The following is a 12643-nucleotide window of genomic DNA, read 5'->3' as shown; positions in this document are numbered from 1 at the left end:
CTTGTATCACTAAAAAAAGCTGCTAAAACAAATTGTTTAGCAGCTTTTTTTGTTTTAATCAGATTAACTTTGCCCTCTGATATTCAGTCAAAACCTAATATGATAACAATTAAACAACATACAAATAAATTAAAAGCACAAGCTCACATAGTATTATTTGAGAAAACAAGTTCCATTCCTAATGCTCTATTAAATCCGATTATAAAAAGCAAGTTAAAGAGTGCAGAAATCAAAAAAACTGTTTCTACGTTTGATGGCACAACACTCTTCGCATATCAATTATGCGAAAACATCCATGAATGGAAAAACAGAGAGCAAGTACGCAAAAATGCTGCAAGTCTTGCAAACACCATCAAAGCAAACGAACTGACAGAAGTAGTCATTCATGATTTTTGTATAAATTCAAATGCAACAAAAGCATGCTGCGAAGGGTTTGTATTAGGTCAATACAATTTTGACAAATACAAAACAGAAAAGAAAAACAAAAAGTCCAAAGAGATTGCACTATATGTTTCCTCTAAAAACATTTCTGCCACAGAAATCAAAGAATGGAATATTGTATTAGAAGCAGTAGGCAAAACACGTGATTTGGTGAACGAACCAAATTCATACCTCACCGCTCCAAAACTCTCCGAAGAATTTGAAAAAATGGGAAAAATTGCCGGTTTTCAGATAGAGGTTTGGAATGAAGCCAAAATCAGAGCACAAAAAATGGGTGGACTTTTAGGTGTGAATAGCGGAAGCACTATTCCGCCCACTTTCAATATCATGGAATGGAAGCCCAAAAACGCCAAAAACAAAAAACCAATTGTACTAATTGGTAAAGGTGTTGTATATGATACAGGAGGAATGAGCCTAAAACCAACAGCAAACAGTATGGATTACATGAAGTGCGATATGGCAGGTGCTGCTGCTGTTGGCGGAATTCTTTATGCTGCAGCAACAGCAAAATTTCCATTACATATCATCGGTTTGGTTCCTGCCACTGACAATCGTCCTGGCGAAGATGCAATCGTACCGGGGGACATTATCACAATGTATAGTGGAAATACAGTAGAGGTAAAAAATACAGATGCTGAAGGAAGGTTGATTCTGGCAGATGCTTTGCACTATGCAAAGAAACTAAACCCCGAACTTGTGATTGACTTTGCAACTTTAACAGGAGCAGCAGTAAGAGCGATAGGAAATTACGCCTCTGCTATGATGGGAACAGCATCAAAAAAAGTCTTTGATAAGATTGAACAGCAAGGATATGACACATTCGAAAGAGTTATTTACTTTCCGCTTTGGGATGAATATGGAGATGAATTAAAATCTGAAATTGCAGATTTCTCCAATTTAGGAAAGGGTGAAGGTGGACAAATGTCTGCGGGCAAATTTCTTGAAAAATTTACCGACTATCCGTGGATACACCTTGACATTGCAGGTACTGCATTTGTCCATAGCAATACTGATTACAGACCTGCAGGCGGAACCGGTGTGGGTGTAAGATTGATTTTTGAATATTTGAAAACATTGATTTAATGAATGTAATGAACACAAAACCAATAATAGGAATTACAATGGGAGACCCTTGTGGGATTGGAATGGAAGTAATCCTTAAAACTTTCAACCATGACTTTGTATATGACTATTGCACACCAGTGCTATATGGAGCGCAGAATGTATTTACTAAAATTAAAAACAAATTAGGATTTGAAAACTTATCTTACAACCTAATAACCAAATTAGAAGATGCGCAAGAAGGCAAACTTAACTTGATAGCAACCTCTGAGGGTAATTTTGAATACCAATTAGGGCAAGGTTCAAAACAAGCAGGGAAGCAAGCATTATTGGCAATTGACCGTATGTTAGAAGATGCTTCTAAAGGCAGATTACAAATAGTAGTTACAGCCCCGGTTGACAAAAAAACAATCAATGAGAATACACCATTTAGTGGACATACAGGCTATATTGCTCAAAAACTCAACACAAAGAACCATTTAATGATTCTTTTTAATGATGAAATAAGAGTAGGTTTAGTAACAGAGCATATTCCTATTGCCGATATAGCTAAAACCATCACAAAAGAGTTGATAATCTCAAAAACTCAGATCTTTATTGATGCGCTTCGCAATGACTTTGGTATTGTAAGACCCAAAATAGCCATTCTAGGATTAAATCCGCATGCTGGCGATGGAGGCACAATAGGCACTGAAGAAGAAAAGGTAATTATTCCTGCAATTGAAAGCCTTTCTGACAATGCAAACGCAATCGTCTTTGGACCTTATGCTGCTGATGGGCTATGGGGATCCAGCAATTTAATGCGCTTTGATGGTGTATTGGCAATGTACCACGACCAAGGATTAACACCTTTTAAAGCATTGGCTTTTAACGAAGGAGTTAATTTTACTGCCGGACTCCCTATTATCAGAACAAGTCCCGACCACGGAACCGCATATAATATTGCAGAACGACTTGAAGCCTCTGCTTCTTCATTTAGTGCTTCTTTATTTTCTGCTTTAAAACTTTATGCGACACGCAAAGAAATAGCTGAACTAAGAGCCAAATTCTTACCGTTCTCAGAACTTAAACGCGAAAGATTCCGTTTGGAAACAAGGGATTTTGATAATTTGTAAGGCCTCCTCAATCAAACATCACGAAACATATCTAAAACTCAAAAGTTCTTTGTGCCGGCAGTAGGCTAAATGATCTGCGATGCTCTTTACAAATGCCATGTTCTGCAATACCTCGTCTATGTTCTGCTGTAGGATATCCTTTGTTTCTATCCCAACCATAGCAAGGAAAATCTTTATGAGCAGTGAGCATATATTCATCTCGATGCGTTTTTGCCAGTATTGAAGCCGCAGCAACATGCATGAATCGCGCATCTCCTTTGACATGGGTTGCAAAAGCAATCTCACGCCAGGGTTTAAATCTATTTCCATCAACTGAAACGAATTCTGGGACAACCGACAAGCAATCCAGTGCTTTGTGCATTGCAGCAATAGATGCCCACAATATATTCAGTTGGTCAATTTCTGTTGGGGAACATTGTGCAACAGCCCAAATTGTCCGTTTCTCAATTTCAAATCTTAAAAGTTCTCGTTGTTTGTGTGAGAGCTTTTTTGAATCATTCAAGCGCTCAATACAAACACCTTTAGGAATAATAACAGCCGCAGCAAAGACAGGACCTGCCAAACACCCTCTACCGGCTTCATCACAGCCGGCTTCATATACAAACTCTGTAAACTGCTTTTGAATCATCCAATGAGTTTTTGTACTGCCGATTTCACCTCTGCAACACTAATATTGGACATTGGACTTTCTCCTGTTCTGTCATTAGTTTGAGGATGTATAACTATAGCTTTATTTCCAAACGGATAAAAAACTCCCCTCGGCACAGGACCAAACAATCCCACCAAGGGTGTGCCTGCTACATTTGCAATATGCATAGGACCACTATCATTTCCAACATAAATTGCTGCCTTCTTGCAGAACTCATAAAGCTGCGAAAGGGTGAATGTTCCTGCAAAGTTATCAGCACTGTTTTTCATTTGTTGAATCAGTGCTTCTGTGCGTGTAAACTCAGTTTGAGCACCAATAAAAACAACTTTAAATCCATATTTCTCAATAAACCAATCTGCAAGTTCAGCAAAACGCTGATGAGACCACTCTTTAATTGCTTGATTTGAAGTAGCATGTATGATTGCAAATTGTTGTAAATGCTTATTGTTCACAAAATCTTCAACGAAAACTTTATCTTGTGGCGAAGAAAAAAAATCAGGGAGTGGTAATTTCACATCTCCTATGAGAGGCTTGACTACTAGAAAGTTCGTTTCTCTGTCGCTCAAGTTTCCTGATTTAGACCTATATTTAAAACGTACAGTACCCCTATCCAGCCTATATGAAGGCATATATCTAAAAGACTTTAACAATGTCCTTCTTGTACCTCGCAACTCCACAACCAAATCAAATTTTTTTTGCCATTCCTTTTCGGAGCAAATGATTGTATTGACATGTGGGTTATATTGCATAAACGTTTTACATACCGGCTTACACAGCAGAGTGATTTGCGAGTGAGGGAATCGTTCTTTAAGTAGCTTAAAAACAGGAGTAGCAGATACCATATCTCCTATTTCATCAATCTTTACAACCAAGATTTCATTTGCTTTCAATGGCTTTTTCCCAAAAAAATTAATCCATGCAGAAAGCAGTGCATTCGCTGCAAAAAGCATTTTTTCGGGTACATTATGAAACAATCTCATGTATCAACAAACTAAAGTAAAATAATTGACTGAATGAATGATTTTGAACAGCAATAAAAAGTTGGCATAGAGTTGCGAAAATAATGCTGATTTTGGGATAATTTTGGCGTGGTGAATATTTTTTATACAAAGCGAATCATAAAGATAGCCTTATTCATTGGTGCATTATTAATTGGTGCCTTCTCTCTTATCTACACTAACAACCTTGTAAAGAAATTGCGGTTTGAAGAAAAAAAGAAAATTGCAATTTGGGCAAAAGCGCAAGAAAGACTCGCTCAAGCTGATGATGAAAGTGAATTAAGTTTCTTTTATAGTATAGTCGAAGAGAACAAAACTATTCCGGTCATTCTGGAGACCTCAGACGGACAACTCATTTCGCGTAATTTGGACTCTACAAAAGCATTGAACCCCGAATATGTCAAGGCTCGTTTGGAAGAAATGAAGAAAGGCTACCCTCCTATTACTATCAAGATTATGAATGAAGAAGTAGGACACCTCTACTATAGTGATTCTTATATACTCAAACAACTTCAAAATTATCCTTTATACCAATTAGGAATTGTAACACTCTTCATCTTTGTTTCATATTTTTCATTCTCAGTAGCTCGAAAATCAGAACAGAACAAAGTTTGGGTAGGATTGGCTAAAGAAACTGCACATCAACTCGGAACACCTATTTCGTCATTATTGGCATGGGTTGAATTATTAGAAATTGCGCCTGAACAAGCAACCCCTGAGTCATTGCAGGAAATGAAAAAGGATATAGAGCGACTAAACGTAATCACCGAAAGATTTTCAAAAATAGGTTCAGAACCTGAGTTGATTGTACAAAACATCAATAACATTCTGAGTGAATCTATTCAATACATGAAGACACGCACATCTGACAAGATAGAATATGTGTTTGTTGAAAGACATCGCGATTTATTGGTACGCTTAAACAAATCACTCTTTGAGTGGGTTATAGAAAACATTTGCAAAAACGCTATAGATGCGATGGTTGGTAGCGGGAAAATCACCATTAGTATTTTCCTTCTTAAACACAAGGTTTACATTGATATTACAGACAATGGAAAAGGTATTCCTTCAAATAAATTCAAAACTATTTTCAAACCCGGCTATACTACCAAAAAACGTGGTTGGGGGCTAGGTCTATCTTTAGTTAGACGCATTATCACTGAATATCACAAAGGCAGCATCTTTGTAAAAGAATCAATTCCAAACGAGAAAACCACCTTTAGAATAGTGTTGACTTGCGAAAGTGCACCAATGCTGGGCAATAGCTAACTGAAACATCTTACTTTCTTTGAACACCTCTGTGCTTCATCCATTTCTTCCAACGAAAATACAAGTATTTAAACAACCATGCGAAAGCAAATGTGGAAAAGAAACTAAATGTTGCATACACTAAAGCCGGTATTTCCATTTGAGCATTTTCCAGCAATGTGCCAGCTATTAGCAGCGCCATAGCCGTATTCTGAAGCCCTATTTCAAGCACAATAGTCAGCCTATTGCGAAAACTAATTTGAACAATTGTACTTGCAATAAAGCCAAATAACATTCCTAAAAAATTCAAAAACAACTCTGGTGCAAACAATGAAAAAAACTGTTCTAAGCGAATTTTGGGATGACCGTTTGAATCATTTGAAAATATTTTGACAGAAAAGATAAATAGCAGCAATAACGGTAACACATAGCGAAGAATGGGAATAATTCGTTTAACAATTTGCTTAAAACGTGCTCTCACGAATACTCCAATAATAGTGGGCAATACTGTGATAAAGAAAATAGTGAAGAATGTATCCCAAAAAGGCAGTCGAAGACTTGTGGCTCTCTCATGCAAGAAAAAATCTAATGCAAAATTTGTAAAAAGTGGAATTGAGAAAAGCGTAATAAGGGAATTAAACACAGACATTGAAATTGCCAATGCAGTATTTCCATTCATTAAAAAACTCAACATATTGGAACTGATTCCCGATGGACAAATCGCTATGATAAAAAAACCAACCTTGAGCACGGGGTCAAGGTTCATATTTGACATAATCAGAATGGCTGCAAGAGGCAATAAAACAATTTGCAAAAACAAACCAACAATCAAAGATTTTGGGTTGGCAAACAGATTTGCAAAATCACTCTTTGTCAGTGTAATACCAAGACTAAACGTAATAAGTGCAAGAGTTACATTGACAAGTGTATTAATATCTACATAAGTTGCCATCATGATTGAGTTACAATTATGTAAATAATAATTTAAAGAACAAAAAGAGAAAGACTAAACCAATGATTATAAAGACACCTCCAAAGTAGCGATTGAGGTGATAAAAAGTACGATGTCCAATCTTCCTACCAATAAAATCAGCCATTACAACTTTTAAGATATCCATCAAATACAAAGTTAATAGAATCCCCAAAAGATTTAAAATCAAATTAGTTCTATAATGCTCTCCCGAACTGTACTTTAAACTGATTGCACCTAAAACATTAAACCAAAGTACAAAAGTAAAAGGGTTAATCAAGTTCAACCCAAAGCCACTTAACAGACTCTTACTCCCTTTGCTCCTTTCTCTATATGATTTCAAGAAAATCCTATAAGAACTTCTCACATATTTCAACCCTAACAGAACCATAGCAATACCGGCTGTCAGACTATAAAATTGCTTAAAGTGCACATTTTCAAACAAACCCGAGAGTCCATAAATTAATAACAACACAACCACCAAATCACTCAACAGCACACCGGTTGCCAACCACCAGCCTTTAAATCTTCCTGACTGCATACTGACATTCAACAATTTGAAGAATGCCGGACCAAATAGCAACAAGGAGATAACAATCCCTTCCAGCAGCCCGTTAAAGAATGGTAAAAGCATGTTATGATTCAGCTTGTAAAGTACGCAAAGATTTAGCAAATTTAGGTACTGCGCAATTATTCTTCAATTTTAATCTAATAATAAAGATAGTAGCATTTTCCTGAGTCAAAATCACCTCATTGGAATCTTTGAAGCACCTTTTGTAAAACAACTTTTACTATGTTGCCTATTGATGCAACAGACTTGTTAATTATTTAACATTATTTAACCAATGGCATTGGCGCACTGCTTACACTTACCCTATCACATGTTCTATCAGTATCAATGACTATATTCGGAGTTGGCACCCTTACGTTCATAACAGTTATAATTAGATTAACACCAAAAAGAAACATCAAAAAGAATGTAGATTTTCCATGCTCTTCGTGATTAATATTAGAGATTGAACAACAACATAAAGTGCATGACTAAATCTACAGACACTCACACTTATAGAAAATATAAATAACCGTTTGTACCAAAGATGATTGTACTAATGCACAACCTTCGATTTCTTCTACATAAAAAATGGGGAACTGAGAATATAAACCCAGACAACAGCAATCAGACCATCAAACCTATCCCACATTCCTCCATGACCGGGGAAGATGTTGCCGCTATCTTTTGCACCCGCCATACGCTTAACAGAAGACTGAATGAGATCGCCTATGGTAGCCGCTGTTCCAAAAAATACACCTATGATTATATGCTTATACCAAGGGATTTGTACCTGAAACAGACCAAAATAACACATAAGGAATGAGGCTATCCCAGCGAAAACCAAGCCCGACACAAAGCCCTCTACAGTCTTATTAGGCGACACCTTCGGCATGAGCTTATGCTTACCAAGCAACTTACCTCCAAGATACGCAAAAGTGTCATTACACCAAACAATTACAAGTAAGTATATAAAGATTTCGGGCTTATAATCTCCATTATAATTCTCTAAAAATGTCAGTAACATTGCAAAAGGATATACAAAATAAAAATTCCCTGCCAACAACAGTCCGGCAGAGGAGAATATATCTTTTTTATAAGTGAACAATTGATTTAAGACTAAACATAATGGAACAATGATAAGAAGGAAGAAAGCAGCAACATTCATCTCTAATCTAAAGAAAGAATACAAAAGCAAAACAATCCCTCCGGATATTGCACCGAAATAAGGGTTCACGCTATTATCTCGATCTTTGTATAGTCTTAAAAATTCAAACAAACTAACTGCACTGATTAACATAATTAACACTTTAAAGGCTTCGATGCGCCAGAGTACCGCACCCAGTACAACAAGCACAAAAACAATTCCCGTAATAGCACGGGTCATAAAGTTACTCATTATCACCTCCATTTTGATTTAATACATTTTTAGAATTAGGCTGTAAAGGGAAAAGCTTCAACAGAAAATAAACTCCAATGACAAGTCCAAAAATTGATGGCACAATCCACTCCCATCCGGGAATATAGTCCTCTTGCATAAATGCTTGCGCATCCTTATCTCTCACTAAATAAGTCAAAATAACGATTGAGCCATTATGTACAAAATGCATCAATATTGTATAATACAAATTTCCTGTTCGATAATAAATATACCCAAACAACAACCCAACAAAGAAGATAGGAAGAATTTGGGTTATCCTAAAATGGAATAACGCAAACACGAGCGCACTCACTATGATACCTGTCCAAATAGACCCAAACCATTCTGTTATAAAACGTTGAAGCAAGCCTCTAAAAAAAACTTCCTCTACAAATGCAGGCAATAATGCCATAACAAAGAGACGAATAAGCAAATCACTCAATCCATTCATAACCAGCATAGATTCCATCATTGCAGATGCTCTTTCATTCATCCTTGCAGCAATTTCTTGCAATCCGCCAAATTCAGGAATTGGAATGCGATAATTCAACCCTCCTAACAAACTCACTATACCAATGTTTGCAACAATAATGAACAAACAGAGTAAGATTGCTTTAACGACAGGCATTTTATTTAGTTTCAAATACTCAAAGGGTGGGTAACTATATGATTTTAAGAAAACAAAAGATGACACAAAAAATCCTCCAAACGATGTAATAATTTGTAACCATAACATCACATTCACACCATAGGAATATGCTGACGGAGAGGCTAAGACATTTGGAATCTCCATCACCCCTATTTCATAAACATAAGCAATTGCGGAGAACCCAATAAGTGGGAAAATCATAAAATTACACAAAATAAAAATCCCCACTAACACCAAGAGCCTTGATGAATATTGAATTCTGTGTTTTGGGTCAAACTGAGATTGCATAAATACTTACATTTGCCGTGACTTATAACGCTGTGCAAATTTGCTAAAAATAGCCAATATACAACTGCCTGATTTTCCGTTGCTATTAGCACCGATGGAAGATGTGAGTGATCCTCCGTTTCGCTATGTGTGCAAAATTAACGGTGCAGACCTCATGTACACAGAGTTTATTTCATCAGAAGGGCTTATCCGAGATGCAGCTAAAAGCACTCAAAAACTCGACATCTTTGAATATGAACGTCCAATTGGGATTCAACTCTTTGGAGGTGAAATTGACAGCATGAAAGAAGCGTGTGAAATTGCAACTCAAGCGAATCCTGATTTGATTGACATAAATTACGGCTGTCCGGTAAAAAAAGTTGTTTGCAAAGGTGCAGGTGCAGGCATCTTGACAAATATCCCTAAGATGAAATCAATCACAGAAGCAATGGTAAAGGCTACACACCTGCCCGTTACTGTGAAAACCCGTTTAGGGTGGGATGACAACACAAAAAATATTGAAACAGTTGCTGAACAGTTGCAAGATGTAGGTATCCAAGCTCTCACCATCCATGGCAGAACTCGCGTTCAATTATACAAAGGCTCTGCTGATTGGTCTCTGATTGGGAAAATAAAGGAAAATCCCAGAATAAATATTCCAATTTTCGGCAATGGAGATATTGATTCTCCACAAAAAGCTTTAGAAATGAAAAACAAATATTGTGTTGATGGTATTATGATTGGAAGGGCAGCCATTGGATACCCTTGGATTTTCAGAGAAATCAAACATTTCCTTCAATACGGGCAACTGCTCCCCCCTCCTACACTTGAAGAAAGAGTGGCAACATGTAAAATCCATTTTGAAAAAAATATTGAATGGAAAGGCGAACATATAGGCATTGTTGAAATGAGGAGACACTATGCCGGATACTTTAAAGGGCTGCCTGACTTTAAAAATATCAGGACTCAACTCGTTTCATCCAATCATGTAGATGAAATTCAAGAACTTTTACAATCTATCTTAATAAAATATATAGATTACTTCAATACTATTTCAGAACAGGAGATAGAGATATTGTAATATTCAAAATTTAATTACTTTTACGCCTGAAAAAAAACAAGTTTCATTGAAAATCAAACTAACACCCTTTATTATTGCTCTATTAGGCATATTGACATTACACAACAACGCAATTGCCCAGAAAACGCGCTGGCCCTATATGGTAGAAGGAAGCGATGAAGGCAGAGGAGTGCCAAAAATTTGGACTTACGGATACAGAACAAATGCAATTACACCATACCAAGACCGCAAAGAAGGTAAAAAAATAAAACCGGGTAAGAAGCCGGCTGTGCTACACTTTTACTTTGAACCTTTTGATGCATGTCAAGCTGTAGTAACTGAGACCTTTAATCCAGGAGCTATTTCAAAAGTTGTTATTGGATATAAACCTAAAGGAAAAGGCAAAACAATTAAAAAGGTTGTATGGGAAGGAAAGGCTACACCTACCGAAGCAAAATATACTGTAAAATACTATCATTTTGATACCATTCCAAACATTACAGATGTTTGGCTCTATGTAGATTACGCAGCAGTTGATGGCGTTAATCAATTTGGGGGAGTATGCTTGACAAATTCAACCACAGACTATTATCCGGTTGTGAACTTACCTAAGAGAAAGCTATTTGCCGAGAATGTTGCCAAGTTAAATGATGACATTAATGGAGAAAAAAACCCGGCCGGCTTGATTCTTTCAGCTGACAACAACTATCTCTATTTCTCACACATGGAAAACAGAAATGAACAGATTTATAGAGCAGACCTCAGTAGTGAACGTCAAATTATTAAGGTAGAACCAAGCGTATTTAATCTACCTAAAGGAAAATCAAGAACCTGCGGTTTGATAGGAATTAGTCAAGATAACAACATAGGTTATGTTTCTGACATGAAGCTCAATAAATTTGAATTTTATAAGACATATTTAGGCAAGTCAATCTTTGGCAAGCCAAAATGGAAGTATGATAAAGAGACAATCAAAAATTACAAGAATGGAGGCATTTTCATTGACTATGTGATGAGTTACGATGGCAACATCATTATACTTGGCTATAAAGAAAAAAGTGATCGCGGAGACAGATATAAAGAAGACTTATACGTTTCGATTAAGGACGAACGCGGCAATTGGTCTCCATTCAAACACATGGGCTTTGATATTAACTCTTTAGGAACCGAAACTCCTTGCTATTTGGCTTCTGATAACAAAACTCTTTATTTTTCATCTTCCGGCAAAATCGGTTTTGGCCAAGGTGATATTTATGTAACCAAACGTTTAGATGACACTTGGACAAATTGGAGTGAACCTGTCAATTTAGGCAACTCCATCAACTCTTCTGAACATGAGAATAGTTTTGTGATAGATGCCAGTGCAGGCAGGTTTTATTTTGTGAGATGGGAGGATGAAACACATACTAATATTTACACCTCTGAACTTTATATAGAGCCACCTAAACCTATTGAAATGCCTAGCATTGAGATACCTGAATCTGACAGTATTCCGGAACAAGACAGCATTACCTTTGTTCAAATTACACCTCCGCCTGCGACTATTCCGGTAGAGGAAGATATTATGCCAGAACCTGTTATTATTATCAATGGCGTAACAACCAATAAAAAGAATAATGCAACCATACAAGCAGAAATCAAGTATTATGACATCTATTCAGGACAAGTAATTGGTACCGCTCTCTCAAACGCTGAAACGGGTGAATACTCAATTATTTTACGCAAAGGAATTTATTATGCCTTTGATGCAAATGCAGATGGATTTATTGGGGAAAGTCATAGTTTAAATACTACTGATTTGAAGGATTTCGGCAAAATCAGGCAAGACTTTGCGCTTACTCCAATTGAGAAAGACGCAACAGTACGTCTAAACAATATATTCTTTGAGACAGACAAGTCTGAATTACTGTCGGCATCCTTTACCGAATTAGATAAACTTGTAATTCTATTACAGAAAAACAACAAAATCAAAATTGAAATTTCAGGACATACTGATGATGTTGGTTCAGACAGTTACAATCAGAAATTATCTGAGCGAAGAGCAAATGCCGTGAGAGAGTATCTAATATCAAAAGGTATCAATGCTGATAGAATTGTTGCAAAAGGATATGGAGAAAGCAAACCTGTAGTTGAAAACACCAATGCAGAAAATCGTGCACTCAATAGAAGAGTTGAGTTTACCATCTTAGATACCGGAGTTCAATAACCCTAATT

Annotated in this window: 11 protein-coding genes; 5 read left to right on the top strand and 6 right to left on the bottom strand. The window is 36.6% G+C overall.

Going from position 1 to position 12643, the window contains the following annotated elements:
* Nucleotides 1–99: 99 nt before the first annotated feature.
* Both M0R38_02760 and pdxA read left to right on the top strand, forming a co-directional pair.
* Nucleotides 100–1524 (top strand): peptidase M17, encoded by a 1425-nt coding sequence (locus M0R38_02760; GenBank protein MCK9480666.1) that lies wholly within the window; start codon nt 100–102, stop codon nt 1522–1524.
* Nucleotides 1525–1532: 8 nt separating this feature from the next.
* Complete coding sequence (gene pdxA / locus M0R38_02755) at nt 1533–2618, top strand: 4-hydroxythreonine-4-phosphate dehydrogenase PdxA (protein MCK9480665.1); 1086 nt, start codon at nt 1533–1535, stop codon at nt 2616–2618.
* Nucleotides 2619–2649: 31 nt separating this feature from the next.
* Here the strand turns inward: pdxA and M0R38_02750 are convergent, their stop codons facing one another.
* Both M0R38_02750 and M0R38_02745 read right to left on the bottom strand, forming a co-directional pair.
* Nucleotides 2650–3246 (bottom strand): ribonuclease HII, encoded by a 597-nt coding sequence (locus M0R38_02750; protein MCK9480664.1) that lies wholly within the window; start codon nt 3244–3246, stop codon nt 2650–2652.
* Nucleotides 3243–4247, bottom strand: a complete 1005-nt coding sequence (locus tag M0R38_02745; protein MCK9480663.1) for a glycosyltransferase family 9 protein — start codon at nt 4245–4247, stop codon at nt 3243–3245. Before M0R38_02745 ends, M0R38_02750 begins: the two co-directional genes overlap by 4 nt.
* A gap of 108 nt (nt 4248–4355) precedes the next feature.
* On the opposite strand from M0R38_02745, the gene M0R38_02740 reads away from it, so the two are divergent.
* Nucleotides 4356–5534 carry a HAMP domain-containing histidine kinase gene (locus M0R38_02740; GenBank protein ID MCK9480662.1) on the top strand — a complete coding sequence of 393 codons (1179 nt, stop codon included), beginning with the start codon at nt 4356–4358 and terminating at the stop codon, nt 5532–5534.
* Between the two features lie 10 nt (nt 5535–5544).
* Here the strand turns inward: M0R38_02740 and M0R38_02735 are convergent, their stop codons facing one another.
* From M0R38_02735 to M0R38_02720, 4 genes are all read right to left on the bottom strand, one after another.
* On the bottom strand, nt 5545–6465 hold the full coding sequence (locus M0R38_02735) for a bile acid:sodium symporter (GenBank protein MCK9480661.1): 921 nt from the start codon (nt 6463–6465) through the stop codon (nt 5545–5547).
* Nucleotides 6466–6481: 16 nt separating this feature from the next.
* The gene (locus tag M0R38_02730) at nt 6482–7117 is read right to left on the bottom strand and encodes a LysE family transporter (GenBank protein MCK9480660.1); all 636 of its coding nucleotides are present in this window, start codon (nt 7115–7117) and stop codon (nt 6482–6484) included.
* A gap of 496 nt (nt 7118–7613) precedes the next feature.
* A complete protein-coding gene (locus M0R38_02725; GenBank protein MCK9480659.1) occupies nt 7614–8432 on the bottom strand; it encodes a phosphatidate cytidylyltransferase in 819 nt (272 codons plus the stop codon).
* Nucleotides 8425–9390 (bottom strand): CPBP family intramembrane metalloprotease, encoded by a 966-nt coding sequence (locus tag M0R38_02720; protein MCK9480658.1) that lies wholly within the window; start codon nt 9388–9390, stop codon nt 8425–8427. Before M0R38_02720 ends, M0R38_02725 begins: the two co-directional genes overlap by 8 nt.
* A gap of 40 nt (nt 9391–9430) precedes the next feature.
* Between M0R38_02720 and dusB the strand changes: the two genes are divergently transcribed.
* On the top strand, nt 9431–10450 hold the full coding sequence (gene dusB / locus M0R38_02715; GenBank protein MCK9480657.1) for a tRNA dihydrouridine synthase DusB: 1020 nt from the start codon (nt 9431–9433) through the stop codon (nt 10448–10450).
* Nucleotides 10451–10496: 46 nt separating this feature from the next.
* Nucleotides 10497–12635: an OmpA family protein gene (locus tag M0R38_02710; protein MCK9480656.1), complete on the top strand. Its 2139-nt coding sequence runs from the start codon at nt 10497–10499 to the stop codon at nt 12633–12635.
* Nucleotides 12636–12643 lie beyond the last annotated feature (8 nt).

This window comes from Bacteroidia bacterium (genome assembly GCA_023228875.1).
Taxonomy (GTDB): domain Bacteria; phylum Bacteroidota; class Bacteroidia; order NS11-12g; family UBA955; genus JALOAG01.
The sequence above is the reverse complement of the archived record's forward strand: the minus strand, read 5'-3'. Positions and strand labels throughout refer to the sequence as shown.

Coding starts and splice junctions, on each gene's coding strand:
- M0R38_02745 (MCK9480663.1), bottom strand. CDS start 4,247: ATGAGATTGTTTCATAATGTACCCGAAAAAATGCTTTTTGCAGCGAAT.
- M0R38_02750 (MCK9480664.1), bottom strand. CDS start 3,246: ATGATTCAAAAGCAGTTTACAGAGTTTGTATATGAAGCCGGCTGTGAT.
- M0R38_02720 (MCK9480658.1), bottom strand. CDS start 9,390: ATGCAATCTCAGTTTGACCCAAAACACAGAATTCAATATTCATCAAGG.
- pdxA (MCK9480665.1), top strand. CDS start 1,533: ATGAACACAAAACCAATAATAGGAATTACAATGGGAGACCCTTGTGGG.
- M0R38_02725 (MCK9480659.1), bottom strand. CDS start 8,432: ATGAGTAACTTTATGACCCGTGCTATTACGGGAATTGTTTTTGTGCTT.
- M0R38_02735 (MCK9480661.1), bottom strand. CDS start 6,465: ATGGCAACTTATGTAGATATTAATACACTTGTCAATGTAACTCTTGCA.
- M0R38_02760 (MCK9480666.1), top strand. CDS start 100: ATGATAACAATTAAACAACATACAAATAAATTAAAAGCACAAGCTCAC.
- M0R38_02730 (MCK9480660.1), bottom strand. CDS start 7,117: ATGCTTTTACCATTCTTTAACGGGCTGCTGGAAGGGATTGTTATCTCC.